Source organism: Comamonas sp. FG99 (assembly GCF_057808605.1).
Genome location: NZ_JBMDII010000006.1, coordinates 143,098 through 159,953, shown reverse-complemented (window position 1 = coordinate 159,953; position 16,856 = coordinate 143,098). Strand labels below are relative to the sequence as shown.

The window sequence follows — 16,856 nt, the reverse complement described above, 5'->3', positions numbered from 1 at the left end:
TTTGGTTTATGCGTTGCGCCATTGGGGCGCGCGCTTGGAAAGAAAGGCATTGACCCCTTCTCTCTGGTCCTGCGAATCGAAGAGATCCACAAATGCTTCACGCTCTGCCACCAGCGTGGTGCTAGGTGACTGCGTACGTGCGCCATGGATCAATCTTTTGCAAGCAGCAACGCTGATAGGACTTTGCCGCTCCACCGATTTGGCCAATGCCAATGCGCGCTCAAGTGCTTGGCCACGCGGCACCACTTCTTGCGCCAGTCCAATGCGCAGCGCAGTTTGGGCATCGACACGCTCACCACACAAAATCAACCGTTTAGCCCAAGCCTCGCCGATCTGCCAAGAAAGCCACTGCGATCCACCCGCACACGGCAGCAGGCCCACTGATGCTTCAGGGAGTGCCATTTGCGCATGCTCCTCTGCAATGCGCAGATCGCAGGCCAGTGCACATTCCAGGCCACCACCCATAGCGAAACCATTGATAGCCGCCACGCTCAGGCCTCGAAAACCTGCCAATGCCTCAAAGGCCTCGCCGAAGCGGCGCGCCATCGCCCGCGCCATGGCCTTGTCCCCATCGGCGAACAGCTTGAGATCAGCGCCCGCGGAAAAAAACTTTTCTCCCCCTCCGGTAAGCACGAGGCTATAGATCTCGCGGTCGGCATTCAGAGCGTTCACGCACCGAGCCAGTGCCTCCAGACTGTCGAGGGTCCATGTATGTGCTGGAGGGTTATCGAGTGTGATCAGAGCGATATGCTCGCGTTTCTCGACCTTAAGCCCAGGATAGTTTGCGATTTCCATCTCGTCTCCTTACGATCTATGTTGCGGCAGAGCGCGTCAGCCTTGCCTTTGCAGCATCTTGATCACGCTCGAAAAATCCTTGCCACCATGGCCTGCGAGGCTGTGCGCCGCATAGACTGCGCGTGCCATGCCGCCAAGCGGCGTACTGGCCTTCGTCACAATGGCGTTTTCCTGCGCCAGGCCCAGGTCCTTGAGCATCAAGTCCGTGCCGAAGCCGCCTGTGTAGCCTTTGCTGGCCGGAGCGTTCTCATGTACGCCGGGGAAGGGGTTGTACTTTTCTAAGGCCCAGTTGCCGCCTGAACTGCGGCGCATGATCTCGGACAGCACCTTGGGATCAAGCCCGTTGGCCACGCCCAGCGCGATCGCCTCGCTGGTGCCCACCATCAAGATTCCCAACAGCATGTTGTTGCAAATCTTGGCTGTCTGACCTGCCCCTACAGCGCCGGCATGGAAGATGTTGCTGCCCATTTTTTCGAGCAGCGGGCGAGCGCGCTCCAGATGGGTGTCGCTGCCGCCGACCATGAAGGTGAGGGTTCCAGCGATGGCGCCGCCGGTGCCTCCAGAGACGGGTGCATCAATGAATGCGATGCCCGCTGCCTCAGCTGCCGTGGCAACCTTTCTGCTGGTGGCAGCTGCAATCGTGGAGCTATCGATCACCAGTGCGCCCTTGGCAATCAACGCCAGCAGACCTTGGTTGTTGCCATTGCCCAGGAACAAGCCTTCCACATGCTGGCTGGCGGGCAGCATGGTCACGATGGCTTCGGCTTCCTGCACAGCGTCTTGCGCATTGGGGGCTATGGAAACACCTTCGGCCTGCAACTTGGCGCAGGCATCCTTACTCAGGTCGAATGCAGTGACGGTGTGGCCTGCCTTGTGCAGATTCAAAGCCATGGGTCCACCCATGTTGCCCAGGCCGATGAATGCGATTTTCATGTGTGTCTTACGGAATCTGGTGAATGAATTCGGGATAGCGCGTGCGGGCAGGGATCAGGTCAGGGGCGAAGCAGCGATCTGCCCCTAACGAATCACGTCCGATGCATCGGCGTCGAGCATGCGCCGCCCGACAATGACGCGCATGATCTCGTTCGTGCCTTCAAGAATCTGGTGCACGCGCGCGTCGCGTAGCAGCCGCTCCAGCGGGTACTCGCGGATGTAGCCGTAGCCGCCGTGCAGCTGCAGCGCCTCGTTGCAGACCATGAAGCCGGCATCGGTGGCAAAGCGCTTGGCCATGGCGCAGTAGGTGGAGGCATCGCGCGCGCCGGCGTCGAGCTTGCTGGCGGCCAGGCGCACCATCTGGCGCGCGGCGACCAGCTCGGTTGCCATGTCGGCCAGCTTGAACTGCAGCGCCTGGAAGCTGGCGATGGCCTTGCCGAACTGCTTGCGCTCCTGCATGTACTGCTGGGCCTGGGTGAGCGCGCCTTGCGCCGCGCCGACCGAGCAGGTGGCGATGTTGATGCGCCCGCCGTCCAGCCCCTTCATGGCGATCTTGAAGCCCTCGCCCTCGCGGCCCAGCAGGTTGCGCGCGGGGATGCGCACGTTGTCGAAGCTGATCGTGCGCGTAGGCTGGCTGTTCCAGCCCATCTTTTCTTCCTTCTTGCCATAGCTGATGCCGGGCAGGTCGGCCGGCACGGCAAAGGCCGAGATGCCGCTGGCGCCAGACTGCGCATCGCCGGTACGGGCCATCAGCACCAGCATGTCCGTCGATCCGGCGCCGCTGATAAAGGCCTTGGCGCCGTTGATCACGTATTCGTGGCCCACCAGCTCGGCCCGGGTCTTGAGCGAAGCGGCGTCCGAGCCCGCGCCGGGCTCGGTCAGGCAGTAGCTGGCGAGCTTGCGCCCGCTGGTGAGTTGCTCCCCCCATTCGGCGCGTACTTCATCCGTGCCCCAGGTGCCGAGCATCCAGGTCGCCATGTTGTGGATGGTGATGAAGGCCGTGGTGCTGGGATCGACGGCGGCCATTTCCTCGAAGACCAGGGTGGCGTCGAGCCGGGGCAGCTGCAGGCCGCCGATGCGCTCGGGCGCATACAGGCCACAGAAACCCAGCTCGGCGGCCTTGGCGATGGCCTCGCGCGGGAAGATGTGCTCACGGTCCCAGGTCGCCGCATGGGGCGCGAGTTCAGCTTGTGCGAACGCGCGGGCCGTGTCGGCAAAAGCGCGTTGCTCCTCAGTCAACTCAAAATCCATGTGAAAGTCTCCTTATGCTCTTCATCTGAGAGCTTCCAGCGCTTAATCAGAAAGCGCTGGAGTCTCTTTTCACTTCAGACTGATAGTGGTGTTGACGCCGTGACTGGTGGTGTCGTCGTCGAACCAGCGTTCGGTAACGGTCTTGGTCTGGGTGTAGAACAGCACCACCTGCTTGCCGTAGGGGCCCAGGTCGCCGAGCTTGGAGGCGCGGCTGCCGGTGAACGAGAACAGCGGCACCGGCACCGGGATCGGCACGTTGATGCCGACCTGGCCCACGTCGATGTCCTCCTGGAACTTGCGCGCTGCCGCACCCGACTGCGTGAAGATGGCCGTGCCGTTGCCATTCGGGTTGGCGTTGATGAATTCGATCGCTTCGTCGATGTCGGCAGCGCCGGAAATGCTCAGCACCGGGCCGAAGATTTCTTGGTCGTACACAGCCATGCCGGGCTTGACGCCGCTGAAGATGGTGGGGCCGACAAAGTTGCCCTTTTCGTAGCCGGGCACCTGGGGCTTGCGGCCATCGAGTTCGAGCTTTGCGCCATCGGCCAGACCACGCTCGATCAAACCTTCAATACGCGACAGCGCGGAACAGGAAACGACGGGCCCTACATCCGTACCCTTCTCTGTACCGCCGGAGACCTTAAGCGTTTTGGCCTTGGCGACTAGTTCGGGAACCCATTTCTGCGACTCTCCCACCAGAACTACGTGCGACAGCGCCATGCAGCGCTGACCAGCTGCACCAAAGGCCGCGCCAGCGATCGCGTTCAGTGTCTGCTCCTTGTTCGCATCGGGCAGCACGATGGCGTGGTTCTTGGCGCCCATCATGCACTGCACGCGCTTGCCGGCCAGGCTGGCGCGGTTGTAGACATGGGTGCCGACCTTGGTCGAGCCCACGAAGCTGATGGCCTTGATGTCCGGGTGGTCGCAGATGGCATTGACCACGTCCTCGCCGCCATGGATGACGTTGAGCACGCCAGGCGGCACGCCGGCCTCGAGCGCCAGCTCGCACAGGCGCATGGTGACCATCGGGTCCTGCTCGGAGGGCTTGAGGATGAAGGTGTTGCCGGTGGCGATCGCCATGGGGAACATCCACAGCGGGATCATCGCCGGGAAGTTGAACGGCGTGATGCCCGCGCACACGCCCAGCGGCTGCAGCACCGAGTAGGTGTCCACGCTGTTGGCCACGTTGTTGGCCAGCTCGCCCAGCTGCAGGTTGCCGATGCCGGCGGCATGCTCCACCACCTCGAGGCCGCGGAACACGTCGCCCTCGGCGTCGGGCAGGGTCTTGCCCTGTTCGGCCGTCAGGATCGCGGCCAGCTCCTTCATGTTCTCGCGGATCAGCTGCTGCAGCTTCAGGAAGATGCGGGCGCGGGCGCCGATGGGCGTCTTGCGCCAGGTCTTGAACGCCTCCTTGGCGTTGGCGACCGCGGCGTTCACCTCGTCGGGCGTGGCGAAGGGCACGCGCGCCAGCACTTCCTGCGTGGCGGGGTTGACGAGGTCGCGCCACTGCGTGGTCTGCGACTCGACCATCTGGCCGTTGATGAGCAGCTTGACGGTGGGGGCGAGCACGCCGGAGGGGGGGGCAGCGTTCATGGGGTTCTCCTGGAAACGATAAATATCTAAGGTTCCTGCAAAAGAGTTGCAGGAGCACACTGACCTGTCGCGCGCTCCAATTGCTGTTGCGCATGCGCCCATTGTTCTGTGCCGCCAGAATGCTGTCGATACTCCAGGAGGCTGGTCCTACCACTTGGACGGAGCGACTTCACTTGCTCTCACTACCTGTCAGTAGCTACGCTGCGCCGCACGGTGTGTGTGAGGGATTGCGCTTTGCGTTCAGTTCCTGAGGACGGGGTGATCGAGGACCGATCACGTAGGGCTGCATATGTGCGGCTGCTCATATGCTGCACCCATGCCATGGCCCTACCAGTTGACGGAAGCACTTCAGGTAATTTCTGCACACCACCCAGTCCGGCAAGCCGCTGCTGAATGTCAGTAGCGAGTGCTGGCAGTCGCGTTTGCAGTGAGGAAAATCTCTGGGTCATGCTGCGAGGGCCCGGACTACTGCGGAGCTTGCGGGAGACAGGTCATCCTTCGATACGCCCTGACATTCACGTCGAACTATCTCGGTAAGCCGCAAACTTAGAGGTCTTCCCGATTCCAGGATTGAAGCAGTTGCATGGGTCGAGCTCTTTGTAAAAGCCAGCCAGTTGTGGCTTCGCCTCGTACAAATGCCCGACATTGTGCTCCGCTGGATACTCTGCGCCACGAGCGTCGAGTAGCTTGAGCATTTCATGCTCCAGCGCTATGCAGTCATTGCCCTTAGCCACGATGTAGTCCTGATGAAACACATGACATAGGAAGTGCCCGTAGTACAGCTTTAGCATGATCGGGCGCTCAATCTCTGGTGGCAGCCGCTCAAGCCAGTCGCGGTCATTTCGACGCAAGGCAATATCGAGTGCAACAATGTCTTCGACCTCCCGATGATGTACCGCGCGATAGCGCACGGCTGCACTTGCGGCAGCGAAGCGATGCAGAAATGCTTTCCTACCTTCCTCGTCGGTGCATTCGAAGTACGCACCATCACCCTCCGCGAAGTGTTGCGCTAGAAACGCACGCACTTCATCCAAGCCCTGTGCCGATACCTTCAACATCAGGTGGTGCTCATACTGATCGCGATACGCCTTTATGCGGCTAGGCAGATGATCCGGCAAGCGCTCGCTGATCCATTGCAGCACTCGATCAGTCAGGTGCCTCGGTAAAAATCCGAAACGCTCAAGCCACGCATCGCTGCGGTTCTTGATATCGAAAAACATTGGCAAGCGGTTCGTCCCCAATTTGTCAATGATCATGAACAAGTCCTTGCCGTATCTGCTGGCGATATCAAATGCATCGCGATGCAGATACTCGCCAGCAATGGGCAACTCCTTGAAACTGGCTAATGCATGGCGGCGGAGATCGGACAGCACATGCGCATCGTTAGTGCCGATGTAGAACACCTTCGCATCTTTGGCCGCGACAAACGTGTCCAGGCGCACCGCAAACGTCATCACCTTGCCAGCCGATCCAGAGGCTTCAAAAAGGCGCCGTGGATCCGCGTTGAAGCGTGCAGGCGTAGGGGCATCAACATCACGGACATGAGTTGCGTATTCGAGATCCGATGCGACAGCGCCCGCGCTGGCATCCACATCGGCATCCGTGAACGTGCCGCGCTCAACGCGGGACAAAATCTCTTCTGCTGTGTCGCCTAGACTGATTCCGAGATGGTTCACCAGATGCAGGGCACCAGAGGCATCAACAGCAGCGAACAACGCCATTTCCGTGTAGGCCGGCCCGCGCTGCACCAACGAGCCACCAGAGTTGTTGCTGATGCCGCCCAGCACTGATGCGCCGATGCATGAGGACCCAATCACGGAGTGGGGTTCGCGCCCAAGTGGCTTCAGTGTGCGTTCGAGCTGATCCAGTGTGGTTCCGCCAATGCAGACCACCTGGCTTCCACTGCCGAGAAGATGGACTTGCCTGATGCGCGTCGTACTGACGATGACGATGTCTCGGTCGTAGCCATCTCCATCCGGCGTCGATCCTCCCGTCAATCCGGTATTCGAAGCCTGCGTGATGACGATGACGCGCGCGAGGACACAGGCAGCGAGTACTCGCCATTGCTCAACAAGAGTACCGGGACGGACGACGGCCAGCACCCGGCCGGATCCAAAGCGGTAGCCCGTGCGATATCGGTGTGTTTTCGCATCGTCGGTCAGTACATGGCGGGAACCGACGACGCCGGCAAGGTGGCTGATCAAATTCTGGGGATTCATCTCAAGTCTCTAGACCTACTTGCGCACATTGTTGTGCGTGAACGTGAGACTGAGGCAACCCTTAGGCCTGGCCCTACCAGTTTGCAGGCGGTGTGTCACTGGCGATCAGCGTCATGTCCAGTGTTGAGTCGCAGCGTCGCTCGTACTAATTGTTGCTCCTCAGCCTCAATTTCCTTCAGGCGGGCAAGTGTGCTGTCGATATGCGCGCTGGCTATCTTGCGTGCTTGCTCAGATTGTCTGTGGATCACAGCGTGGTAGAGCCGTGCATGTTGCTGGTCGATCACGCGTCTCTCATCCTGGCGGTGGTACAGATTGTTGACGGATGCGAAGACCGAATTCAGCAGCAGATCGGTAATGGCGTTGAGTGTGTGTACCAGCACCGGGTTGTGGGATGCTTCACAGATCGCTAGATGGAAGGCGTAGTCAGCCTGTGCGCAGGATGAAGCGTCGATATCGCATCCCTTCATCGCAAGCATTTCTTCGTAGCGACGAGTGATCCGTGCAAAATCTGCAGGCGTACCGCGAAGCGCGGCAAGGCGCGCAGATTCTGCCTCTAGCATTTCGCGTACCTCGTATATGTCATACAAGGTTCTAGGCTGTGAACCTAGCAGATGCATCATCGGCGAAGATGCCGCGTGCTTCACAAATGCTGCAACAGATGATCCGCGTCCATGCGTCGTGTCAATGATGCCGCGCGCGCGCAATACATTGAGTCCTTCGCGCACCGCTGATCGTGAGACGTCCAACTTCATGGAAAGACGACGCTCTGAAGGTAGCAACTGTCCCGGTTTCAGCACACCGTCGACGATCATGCTTTCAATGCGTTGTGCAACGATGTCGGCTATTTGCATCGTATGCCCCCATGTTGCCGAGGCACGATGCAGCCTGCTGGTCGGACCAGATTTACAACTCCGGGGTGGAAATATGGCACGGTAGCTTGCGGGCCTGGCCAGGCATTCAAGTCAGCACGATCACGCCAGGCCATCTGATTCAGCCGATCCAAGGCAGTTGGAGCGCGGCGACCAACGGGGGTACCACCGCATGCGGTTTCTCCGGTGCTCCCACTGAGGAGCGGCTTTTCTTCGAGGCTGTACGTTGCCCCAGCATTTCTGCGTTGGGGTTGTCTGCGGTCTTGAGACAGTCGTGGCGAGGCCAACTGCGATGAAGATGTCGTCACCATGCCTCCTTTTTGGTTCATTATTTATGTGAATCCAAGTATGAGAGAGCAGTTGTTGGTGAGTACAGAGGAGAAGTAGGACGATTTTGAAGAATAAGGTTCATAGTATGAACCTTACGATCTATAATCGCTCATGCCTCAAACGACTACCCAGGCCTCCGAAACCGTCGGTGCCCAGACATTACGCCGCGGCTTGGGCATCCTTAAGCTGTTGGCTCGGTATCAACCAGATGGGTTGAGCGTCAGCGACATCGCCCGCAAGTTGGAACTGAATAAAGCCACAGCTATACGGCTCACGCGTACTCTCATGGACGAGCAATTCGTTGCTCAGGATGCCGCGACACGCCGCTATCAGCTTGGGCCAGAATCGTTTGCTGTAGGGTTGGCTGCGGAGCCCAACTACGCGCTGCAGCGCATCGCTGCTCCGTACCTGCGTACTCTCGCTCTGGAAACAGGCGATTGGCTGTTCTTCACGGTGAGGCATGAGCTAGAGGCCATTTGTCTGTCGCGGGAGAGCGGCGATATTCCCTACCCACAGGCATCTCTGCGTGTGGGAGATCGGCACCCTTTGGGACTGGGCGCTGGGGGACTGGCGATTCTTGCTGCTCTTCAGCCGGATGAAGCAGAGAGAATCCTCGCTATCAATGGCCCAGAGATCGCTCGCCGTTATCCGCAGATGACGGAAAAGATCGTGAGGGAAAAGTTGCAAGCCACGCGGGAACTGGGCTATTCCGTTATTCCGGGCATCCTCGCACCGGGCTTCTGGGGCATTGGCGTGCCGGTACTCAGGGCCGATGGGCAGCCAATTGCCGCCATCGTTCTGATTGCTAGTGCCGTCCGATTGGGTTACGCGCGACAAGCCACGATTGCTGCGAGGTTGCAAAAGGTCAGCCGAGATCTGATGCAGGCGTCCAGCGAGAGCTAGGCCAACTGCGACATTTACGTGTTGGTATTGACGCGTAGCAAGTAGGCATTAGCCGGTGGAAGTGCCCAGTTGTCTGGGGAACAACGAGGGCATATAGCTTGGGTTTTCCAGAGACTGCGCCGCACGGCCTGGCAAAGCTTGCCGACCGAGCGCTAGATTGTGATAACCCTAAGAATGCTGTTCGTGAATGTCGAGTCAGCGATGATGGGTAGCTTTGGGGTCTGGGAGAACCCTTATGTCATTGGTTCATATTCCGGACCACATTCGGCGACTGTTGTCTGCTTCAGCCAGGACAGGGCGCATGGAGCTCTTCATACTTTGCTGCATAGCCCATGTATCGGCTTCACCGGAGATGCGATATGACCTTTGGGAATTTTACCACCGCTGCGATCGTATCTAGAGCAGTCAGCGGACTTCACCGTCGACTGCGAGAAGAGCTTACGCTCAGTCGGGACGGCCGTCACATTCGTCGCTCACGGTTCGGCACGGTGGCGATGCTTGCGAGCTGTCTGATCATTGCGTCGTGCGCAGCTCGGCCGGGGAGCGGCGACGCAAGCTCGCTAAGGATCTACTTGGCTCGTCATGGACAGACAGACTGGAATGCAGCGCGCCGGGTGCAAGGTGGAACCGACACTCCCTTGAATGCAACCGGGGTCCGGCAGGCTCAGCAACTCGCAGCCCGGCTGAAGGGCATTCCGCTGGACGCCGTCTATTCAAGTACCTTGAGCCGAAGCAAGCAGACCGCAGAAATTGTGCGTGGATCGGCGCCCTTAAAGAGTCTGCCTAGACTAGCAGAACAGCAGCACGGAAAGTTTGAGGGAAAGCTGATCGATGGCAGTGATCCGACGATGTTGCAGGAGTTTCAGCATCGCACCCAAGATCCCATGGATGCACTCGACGGGGGCGAGTCTCTCAACCAACTCTTCGAGCGCGTTCGGGGCGCAGTGCAAGACATCCGAAAGGAGCATTCTTCGGGAACGATCCTCATCGTCGGCCATGGAGGGGCCAATCGGATGATTGTGCGAGAGTTGATGGGTCTTTCCGAGGAGCAGGCTCGGCAGATCGTGCAGGCCAACGACGAGGTCTACCTCATTGAAGTCGGCGTGGCAGCTTCGCCCCGCATGTGGAAGTTGATCACCGAAGTCAATTTGCGTGATCTTTACCGGGCTCAATGAGGCACACCTTCTCCACGAAGGCTAGGTCGTTGGAGCGTTCGAAGCTGCGCGAGCGATGCGGAGCCAGCGCCGCGGCTCGAAACAGCCGGTGCGCCATGTCCTTTTACTAATGCTCGCCTCGGCAGCAAAGCTGCGCACGCTCCAATGGGTCTGCTTGGCAGGTCGGGTTTGCACAGCTTGATTGAGCAAGTCGGCCACGCGCTGATCGTCCAACGAACACGGCCGTCCTGGTCTGGGCTCACTGCGCAGGCCCGCCAGGCCTTGCTGCAGGTAGCGCGCACACCACTGGCGCACCCTCGGCTGCGACACGCCTAACTGCTCGCCGATGACGCTTGGCAACACGCCATCGGCGTATCAAGACGATGCGTGCGCATTGCGCGACGGCTTGAGGTGTGCGCCGCGAACGCGCTACCTTCACCAACTCGGTGCGTTGCAGGTCATCCAGTGCGAGTGTCGCATCATCGCGCAGGTGCATAGCTGTCTCAGGTGGTCAATGTACCGGAAACTAAGACCTAGCAACGCATTGAGCCTATGACGGCAATTCTCGCGGAATCTGCGCACTCATAGGCTGGTGAGGACGAGGAAAGCGCGTAGAAGTGCTTCTATCAACTGGTAGGGCCATGGCACAGATGAAGCATGTGGGCCGCCACACATATGCAGCCATATGCGACCGGTGCATCGATCAGCCAATCCTCGGGAGCTGAACGCAAAGCGCAATCCCTAGCCCAAGCCATGCGGCGCAGTGTGGCTATTGGTAGGGAATGAGTGCAAGTGAAGTCGTTCCATCGAAGTGGTCGGACCAGGCTCCTGACATATCGACAGCGCTATGACTACGCCGAACAATGGCCGGATGCGTGCAAGCAATCGGAGCGCGCGATAGGCCGATGCCAGGCCGTTTATAACGAGGAGACCATGGCAATGAAGTACATCGACAGGAATATCCTTGGATGCGGTGTCGTTGGGATGGCTATTGCGGCCACCCTCACTGCGTGCGGTGGCGGTGACGGAGGTTCTAATTCAGTAGCCACCTCCGGGCAGATCCCCTGCGAATCACTAACCGGAATGGCGATCAATGGCGGCACTGTCACTGCTGCCGAATCGGTGGCTGCAGGTGCCTATACGCCACCCGACATTGCACCTGGCGAGCCGTCCCCGTTGACAGGGTTGCCTGCATTCTGCCGCGTCACTGTGACAAAGAAGACCAGCCCAGATTCGACGGTCGGCATCGAAGTGTGGTTACCCAAGGAGAATTGGAATGGTCGATTTCTGGGTACCGGCAATGGTGGCCCGGCCGGGGCTATCACCTATTACACCGGCTTGAGGGAGGGCTTAATCCGTGGGTTTGCGGTGGCGGACACCGATCTGGGCACCGCGCGGGACATCACCACCCGAGAGGGGCATCCGGAGCAGTGGGTCGATTTCGGCAATCGCGCCACTCGCGAGATGACCGTCGCAGGAAAGGGGCTCGTCAATGCCTATTACAAGACGCAGCCACAGTATTCGTACTTTCAAGGTTGTTCGACCGGCGGACAGCAAGCGCTGATCAATGCGCAGCGGTACCCCACGGACTATGACGGCATCATCGCGGGGGCACCGGCTAACAATCGCACCCACCTGCATATGGCGTTCATCTGGCACAACCGGGCATTTAACGCTCCTGGTGCCGCGTTGACGCCGGGCAAGGTGAAGATGGTGCAGGACAAGTCCTTGGCGGCTTGCCTCGGCAAGGACGGAGGCAATATCACCGATACGTTCTTGACTGATCCGCGGCAGTGCCACTTCGATCCCGACACGTTGCCGCGGTGCACGTCGAGTGACAGCGATGACTGCCTTACCGAACCCCAACTGGCGGCATTGAAGAAGGCATACGCAGGCCCGAGCAATGCAAGAACTGGTGAAAGGATCTATGGCGGCTTGCCATTCGGCGCTGAGGCCATGCTGTATGGTCCCGTAACGCAGGCAGCGTCGTTTTGGCCGCAACTCCAGTTCTATCCATTCAATTGGGTGTTTGGCAAGGGCTATGACTACAACACCTTCGACTTCGACCGAGACGTCGACACGGTCGATGGTCAGCTAGCGGCCATTGTCAATTCCAATAACCCCGATCTGAGTGCCTTCAAGGCACACGGTGGAAAAATGATCATGTTCACCGGAACGCAAGACGCCGGTGCGCCCTACCACGATGCAATCAACTATTACGAGCGTGTAGTCAAGGCACAAGGCGGAGATCTAGCTGGAACACAGAGCCACTTCCGCTACTACCTGGTACCCGGCATGGGCCACTGCAGTGGCTTGGACGGCGGCGATGGCGGCACCGAGTTTGGCCAGCCTTATTCTGCGTATGTCCCTTCGGATCCGAACGGCGACATCCTGCTCAAGATGGTGGATTGGGTGGAGAAGAAGCAAGCCCCTGAAGAAATCATCGGCACCCGATATACGGCCAGTGGGCAGATTGCAACGCAGAGGCCTATCTGCGTCTATCCGAAGCTCCCTACCTACCAGGGCGGCGATGCGACGAAGGCAAGCAGCTTTGTGTGCAAGGAAGCGCCCCGCGGCAATGTCCCTGCACCAGCCGACAGGTACCTCAACTGATTGTGGTGAGCCCTCGTCGTAGGGTTCACTGCGCCTGTGAATGGGAGGGGCCAGGGGTACGCGCCATGTCTAGACGGTGTGCTTCGACACCACCATGGCCCAGCTCTGATGCGCCCTTGAGAACCTCAGCTATGGGTTTTCGGTATACCCGCCGCTGCTTTGGCCTAGCCTGTCTCCGCGTCACACCGGAAGGAGGTGTGGCTCGCATGGATGTCTTTGTGCCGCTCCAGCTTATGAGCGATGTCGCTGAGATGTAGTCCCCGCAGCTAGCTTCAGGAGAGTAGATCAAGGATGCCGAAACCATTGGGCATCGTTGGGTCGAAACGTGCGTTGGAGAGATGGTTATCTGAAGATGGTTCATATATTAAACCATCATCTATGTGAACACGCCGGTTTCCCTCTTTATCAGCCGAATCTAGCTCTTTCATACTTGATGTTGTGTAAATAGTGAACCAGCAAGGAGGCAAGGTAATGGCATCTTCACGATCTCGCAGAGTGGCGCTCATCACGGGGGGGGCAAGTGGCATTGGGCGTCGCACGGCTGAGAAACTAGCCCTCGATCAAGGCGTCTGCGTTTACGTCCTAGACAAAGACGCAGAGGCTACCGCCGCGGTGGTAGGCGGCATCAATGCCCAGGGCGGATCCGCCAAGGCCTGTATTGTGAACCTCGCCGATGGACCGGGCCTTCGCCAGGCGCTGCCGGCGTTGACGACGGACTTTGGCGTGCCCGATATCCTGGTGAACAACGCTGGTGTTGCTCAACTGGTTCCCGCGGCAGACTGCTCTTTGGAGACTTGGCAATTGACGGTGGCGGTGAACCTCACCGCGCCGATGCTCTTAATGCAGTACGTGCTACCACATATGCGGCAGGCAGGTTGGGGCCGGATCGTGAATGTGGCCTCCATCAGCGGTCTGCGTGCCGGTACAGGCCGTATGGCCTACGGCACTTCCAAAGCTGCCTTGATTGCGATGACCAAGCAGTTCGCAATCGAAGAGGGCTCCTGGGGAATCACGGCGAATGCCATTGCTCCGGGGGCAATTGACACCCCGCTGGCGCAGATCAGCCATAGCAGCGAAACACGCGACGCCTACGGACGCATGGTGCCCATGCGCCGCTACGGCAGTACCGACGAGGTTGCAGACAGCATTGCCTTTCTTTGCTCGGAACAGGCCAGCTACATCACGGGCCAGACGCTCGCCATTGACGGTGGGTTTGTTGCCGCTGGCATGTTGGTGACCGAACTGGCCGATAAGAAGCCCGCATAGATTTTCACGTCAACAGGAGACATATCATGAACATCACACGCCGCAAGCTCATTCATGGAACTGCCGCAGCTGCAGCCGTTGCTGCAGCACCCATAACGCTGGTTTATGGCCAGTCGGCAGAATTTACCTATAAGTTCGCCAACAATGTTCCGCTGACCCATCCGCTTAACGTGCGAGCCAAGGCTGCCGCAGACGCCATTCGGAATGAGACCAATGGTCGCCTCGATATTCAGATTTTCCCGAGCAATCAGTTGGGCTCCGACACCGACACCCTCAGCCAGGTGCGATCCGGTGGTGTTGAGTTCTTCACCCTTTCGGGGCTGATTCTTTCCACGCTGATACCAGCTGCTGCCATCAATGGCGTGGGATTTGCGTTCGCTGACTACGACGCTGTCTGGCGTGCGATGGATGGAGACCTCGGTGCCTATGTGCGTGCGCAGATCGCCAAGGCCAAGCTGATCGCTATGGACAAGATCTGGGACAACGGCTTCCGCCAGACTACGACATCGACCAAGCCGATCAATGGGCCAGACGACCTTCGTGGCTTGAAGATTCGCGTGCCTGTTTCGCCGATGTGGACCTCGATGTTCAAGGCCTTCGATGCAGCGCCGACTTCCATCAATGCGGCTGAAATGTATACGGCGCTCCAGACGAGAGTGGTCGATGCGCAGGAAAACCCCGTTTCCGTCATCTCGCTCTTCAAACTGAATGAGGTCCAGAAGTTCTGCTCGCTCACCAACCATATGTGGGACGGTTTCTGGTGCCTTGCCAATCGCCGGGCCTGGGAGCGTCTGCCGCCTAACATCCAGGAGATCGCTGCCAAGCATCTGAACGCGGCGGCGGTTGCTCAGCGTGCCGACATGGCCGCGCTCAACGTCAGTTTGCAGAAGGAGATTACTGCTAAAGGCATGGTGATCAACACCCCGAAAACAGATCCGTTTCGCGAGAAGCTGCGCAGTGCTGGCTACTACTCAGAATGGAAGAACAAGTTTGGCCCCGAGGCATGGGCAGTCTTGGAGCGTAGTACCGGGAGGCTGGCATGAGTGCGCTCGGCCACAACGGCAGTGGCGCAGTGGGCGTAGGGTCTGAGGGCAACCAGTTAACGAGATGGCTGGATTCCGCCCTGGGCCGCTTGGTGGAGGTGGTCACGGCCACGTTGGTTCTGGCCGAAGTCGTGGTGTTGTTCGCAGGCGTGATTGCGCGCTTCGTATTTCATGCTCCGATTGTGTGGACCGATGAGCTGGCCTCCATCCTGTTCCTGTGGCTCTCGATGCTGGGTGCGGTCATTGCTCTGCGGCGAGGCGAACACATGCGGATGACTGCATTTGTGGGGAGACTGCAGCCAGAAACGCGTGCAGTATTTGAGGCAGTGGCGATTGCGGCTTGCTTGGTCTTCCTGGCCGCGGTTATCTATCCGTCCTGGGAATATGCATCCGACGAAATTGACATCACGACGCCGGCGTTGGGTATCTCGAATGCATGGAGGGCCTCTGCGATTCCGATCGGTTTGGTGCTGATGGCAGTCTTCGGTGTACTGCGGCTTTTTCGGGAGTCGAAGCCTCGCCAGTTTCTTGTGGCGCTCGCTGTAGTGGCAGGTATTGTGCTTGTGTTCTGGCTGGCGCGCTCCGTCTTTCCCGGTCTAGGACGGCTCAATCTGTTGATCTTCTTCGTCATTGTCGCCGCAGGCTGTGTCTTCGCCGGTATACCGATTGCTTTTGCCTTTGGCTTGGGATCGGTCGGCTACCTTGCATTGAGCACGTCAACGCCGCTTCCGGTGTTGGTCGGACGTATGGACGAAGGTATGTCGCATCTGATTCTGCTTTCCGTTCCTCTGTTTGTGCTTCTGGGGTTGTTGATCGAGATGACGGGCATGGCGCGAGCCATGGTGGGCTTCCTGGCTGGGCTGTTGGGGCATGTCCGAGGCGGACTCTCATACGTCTTGATTGGAGCCATGTATCTCGTCTCGGGCATTTCGGGATCGAAGGCTGCAGACATGGCAGCGATAGCGCCCGCACTTTTTCCGGAGATGAAAAAGCGCGGTGCTGACGAGGGAGAACTGATTGCGCTGCTTTCGGCTACTGGCGCCCAGACGGAAACCGTACCTCCAAGCCTTGTGCTCATCACGATTGGTTCGGTCACAGGGGTTTCTATCGCCGCGCTGTTCACTGGCGGATTGCTACCCGCTCTCGTACTCGGTGCCATGCTGTGCCTGGTGGTCTGGTTCCGCTATAGGAAAGAAGACTTGCGGCACGTAATTCGCAAGCCTTGGAAAGAGGTGCTGCGCCTGGCAGTGATCGCATTCCCCGCCATTGCTCTGCCGTTCGTCATCCGAGCTGCCGTGGTTGAAGGTGTCGCGACAGCCACTGAGGTGTCTACGATCGGCATTGCATATGCAGTCGTCGCTGGATTGCTGATCTACCGGGAGTTCAACTGGAGACGACTTGGTCCGATGCTGGTCAGTACGGCATCGTTGTCTGGGGCGATCCTCTTGATTATCGGTACCGCTACTGCCATGGCATGGGGCCTCACGCAGTCAGGATTCTCACGTGCCCTGGCTGAGACGATGGGCTCGCTGCCTGGAGGCAAGGCCATGTTCATCGCGGTTTCCATAGTTGCGTTTGTAATTCTGGGCTCGGTGCTGGAGGGCATTCCGGCAGTGGTTCTTTTTGGTCCGCTGTTGTTCCCTATCGCGCGACAACTGGGCGTCCATGAGGTGCACTACGCGATGGTCGTTGTCTTGTCGATGGGGCTGGGTCTGTTTGCACCTCCTCTCGGGGTGGGGTACTACACGGCCTGTGCCATCGGACAGGTGCATCCTGACAAGGGAATTCGCCCAATCATCGGCTACATGGTCGCCTTGTTGATCGGGACGATCATCGTTGCAGCAGTGCCGTGGATATCTATCGGCTTTCTCTAAGCCTCAGAACACT

At 58.9% G+C, this 16,856-nt stretch carries 13 protein-coding genes; 6 read left to right on the top strand and 7 right to left on the bottom strand.

What is annotated here, in order from left to right:
* Positions 1 to 6 precede the first annotated feature (6 nt).
* The 6 genes from ACODRX_RS06355 to glcC form a co-directional block, all read right to left on the bottom strand.
* A complete protein-coding gene (locus ACODRX_RS06355; RefSeq protein WP_488870310.1) occupies positions 7 to 795 on the bottom strand; it encodes an enoyl-CoA hydratase in 789 nt (262 codons plus the stop codon).
* A 36-nt stretch (positions 796 to 831) separates the two neighbouring features.
* A complete protein-coding gene (gene mmsB / locus ACODRX_RS06350) occupies positions 832 to 1,728 on the bottom strand; it encodes a 3-hydroxyisobutyrate dehydrogenase (protein WP_488870309.1) in 897 nt (298 codons plus the stop codon).
* Between the two features lie 84 nt (positions 1,729 to 1,812).
* Positions 1,813 to 2,979 carry an acyl-CoA dehydrogenase family protein gene (locus tag ACODRX_RS06345; RefSeq protein ID WP_488870307.1) on the bottom strand — a complete coding sequence of 389 codons (1,167 nt, stop codon included), beginning with the start codon at positions 2,977 to 2,979 and terminating at the stop codon, positions 1,813 to 1,815.
* 69 nt (positions 2,980 to 3,048) lie between these two features.
* Positions 3,049 to 4,572 carry a CoA-acylating methylmalonate-semialdehyde dehydrogenase gene (locus tag ACODRX_RS06340; protein ID WP_488870306.1) on the bottom strand — a complete coding sequence of 508 codons (1,524 nt, stop codon included), beginning with the start codon at positions 4,570 to 4,572 and terminating at the stop codon, positions 3,049 to 3,051.
* Positions 4,573 to 5,087: 515 nt separating this feature from the next.
* The gene (gene dld / locus ACODRX_RS06335; protein ID WP_488870304.1) at positions 5,088 to 6,791 is read right to left on the bottom strand and encodes a D-lactate dehydrogenase; all 1,704 of its coding nucleotides are present in this window, start codon (positions 6,789 to 6,791) and stop codon (positions 5,088 to 5,090) included.
* 95 nt (positions 6,792 to 6,886) lie between these two features.
* A complete protein-coding gene (gene glcC, locus ACODRX_RS06330) occupies positions 6,887 to 7,642 on the bottom strand; it encodes a transcriptional regulator GlcC (RefSeq protein ID WP_488870302.1) in 756 nt (251 codons plus the stop codon).
* Positions 7,643 to 8,101: 459 nt separating this feature from the next.
* On the opposite strand from glcC, the gene ACODRX_RS06325 reads away from it, so the two are divergent.
* A complete protein-coding gene (locus tag ACODRX_RS06325) occupies positions 8,102 to 8,893 on the top strand; it encodes an IclR family transcriptional regulator (RefSeq protein WP_488870301.1) in 792 nt (263 codons plus the stop codon).
* A gap of 359 nt (positions 8,894 to 9,252) precedes the next feature.
* Positions 9,253 to 10,068 carry a histidine phosphatase family protein gene (locus tag ACODRX_RS06320; RefSeq protein ID WP_488870299.1) on the top strand — a complete coding sequence of 272 codons (816 nt, stop codon included), beginning with the start codon at positions 9,253 to 9,255 and terminating at the stop codon, positions 10,066 to 10,068.
* A gap of 21 nt (positions 10,069 to 10,089) precedes the next feature.
* Here ACODRX_RS06320 and ACODRX_RS06315 read toward each other — a convergent pair whose 3' ends face one another.
* Positions 10,090 to 10,377 (bottom strand): helix-turn-helix domain-containing protein, encoded by a 288-nt coding sequence (locus ACODRX_RS06315; RefSeq protein WP_488870331.1) that lies wholly within the window; start codon positions 10,375 to 10,377, stop codon positions 10,090 to 10,092.
* 609 nt (positions 10,378 to 10,986) lie between these two features.
* Between ACODRX_RS06315 and ACODRX_RS06310 the strand changes: the two genes are divergently transcribed.
* From ACODRX_RS06310 to ACODRX_RS06295, 4 genes are all read left to right on the top strand, one after another.
* Positions 10,987 to 12,660, top strand: coding sequence for a tannase/feruloyl esterase family alpha/beta hydrolase (locus ACODRX_RS06310; RefSeq protein WP_488870297.1), 1,674 nt, complete (start codon positions 10,987 to 10,989; stop codon positions 12,658 to 12,660).
* 471 nt (positions 12,661 to 13,131) lie between these two features.
* Positions 13,132 to 13,926 carry an SDR family NAD(P)-dependent oxidoreductase gene (locus ACODRX_RS06305; RefSeq protein WP_488870296.1) on the top strand — a complete coding sequence of 265 codons (795 nt, stop codon included), beginning with the start codon at positions 13,132 to 13,134 and terminating at the stop codon, positions 13,924 to 13,926.
* 26 nt (positions 13,927 to 13,952) lie between these two features.
* A complete protein-coding gene (locus tag ACODRX_RS06300) occupies positions 13,953 to 14,969 on the top strand; it encodes a TRAP transporter substrate-binding protein (RefSeq protein ID WP_488870294.1) in 1,017 nt (338 codons plus the stop codon).
* Complete coding sequence (locus tag ACODRX_RS06295; RefSeq protein ID WP_488870292.1) at positions 14,966 to 16,843, top strand: TRAP transporter large permease; 1,878 nt, start codon at positions 14,966 to 14,968, stop codon at positions 16,841 to 16,843. The genes ACODRX_RS06300 and ACODRX_RS06295 overlap by 4 nt, the downstream gene beginning before the upstream one ends.
* Positions 16,844 to 16,856 lie beyond the last annotated feature (13 nt).

Coding starts and splice junctions, on each gene's coding strand:
- ACODRX_RS06310 (WP_488870297.1), top strand. CDS start 10,987: ATGAAGTACATCGACAGGAATATCCTTGGATGCGGTGTCGTTGGGATG.
- ACODRX_RS06300 (WP_488870294.1), top strand. CDS start 13,953: ATGAACATCACACGCCGCAAGCTCATTCATGGAACTGCCGCAGCTGCA.
- dld (WP_488870304.1), bottom strand. CDS start 6,791: ATGAATCCCCAGAATTTGATCAGCCACCTTGCCGGCGTCGTCGGTTCC.
- ACODRX_RS06305 (WP_488870296.1), top strand. CDS start 13,132: ATGGCATCTTCACGATCTCGCAGAGTGGCGCTCATCACGGGGGGGGCA.
- ACODRX_RS06340 (WP_488870306.1), bottom strand. CDS start 4,572: ATGAACGCTGCCCCCCCCTCCGGCGTGCTCGCCCCCACCGTCAAGCTG.
- ACODRX_RS06320 (WP_488870299.1), top strand. CDS start 9,253: ATGACCTTTGGGAATTTTACCACCGCTGCGATCGTATCTAGAGCAGTC.
- ACODRX_RS06295 (WP_488870292.1), top strand. CDS start 14,966: ATGAGTGCGCTCGGCCACAACGGCAGTGGCGCAGTGGGCGTAGGGTCT.
- mmsB (WP_488870309.1), bottom strand. CDS start 1,728: ATGAAAATCGCATTCATCGGCCTGGGCAACATGGGTGGACCCATGGCT.
- glcC (WP_488870302.1), bottom strand. CDS start 7,642: ATGCAAATAGCCGACATCGTTGCACAACGCATTGAAAGCATGATCGTC.
- ACODRX_RS06325 (WP_488870301.1), top strand. CDS start 8,102: ATGCCTCAAACGACTACCCAGGCCTCCGAAACCGTCGGTGCCCAGACA.
- ACODRX_RS06355 (WP_488870310.1), bottom strand. CDS start 795: ATGGAAATCGCAAACTATCCTGGGCTTAAGGTCGAGAAACGCGAGCAT.
- ACODRX_RS06345 (WP_488870307.1), bottom strand. CDS start 2,979: ATGGATTTTGAGTTGACTGAGGAGCAACGCGCTTTTGCCGACACGGCC.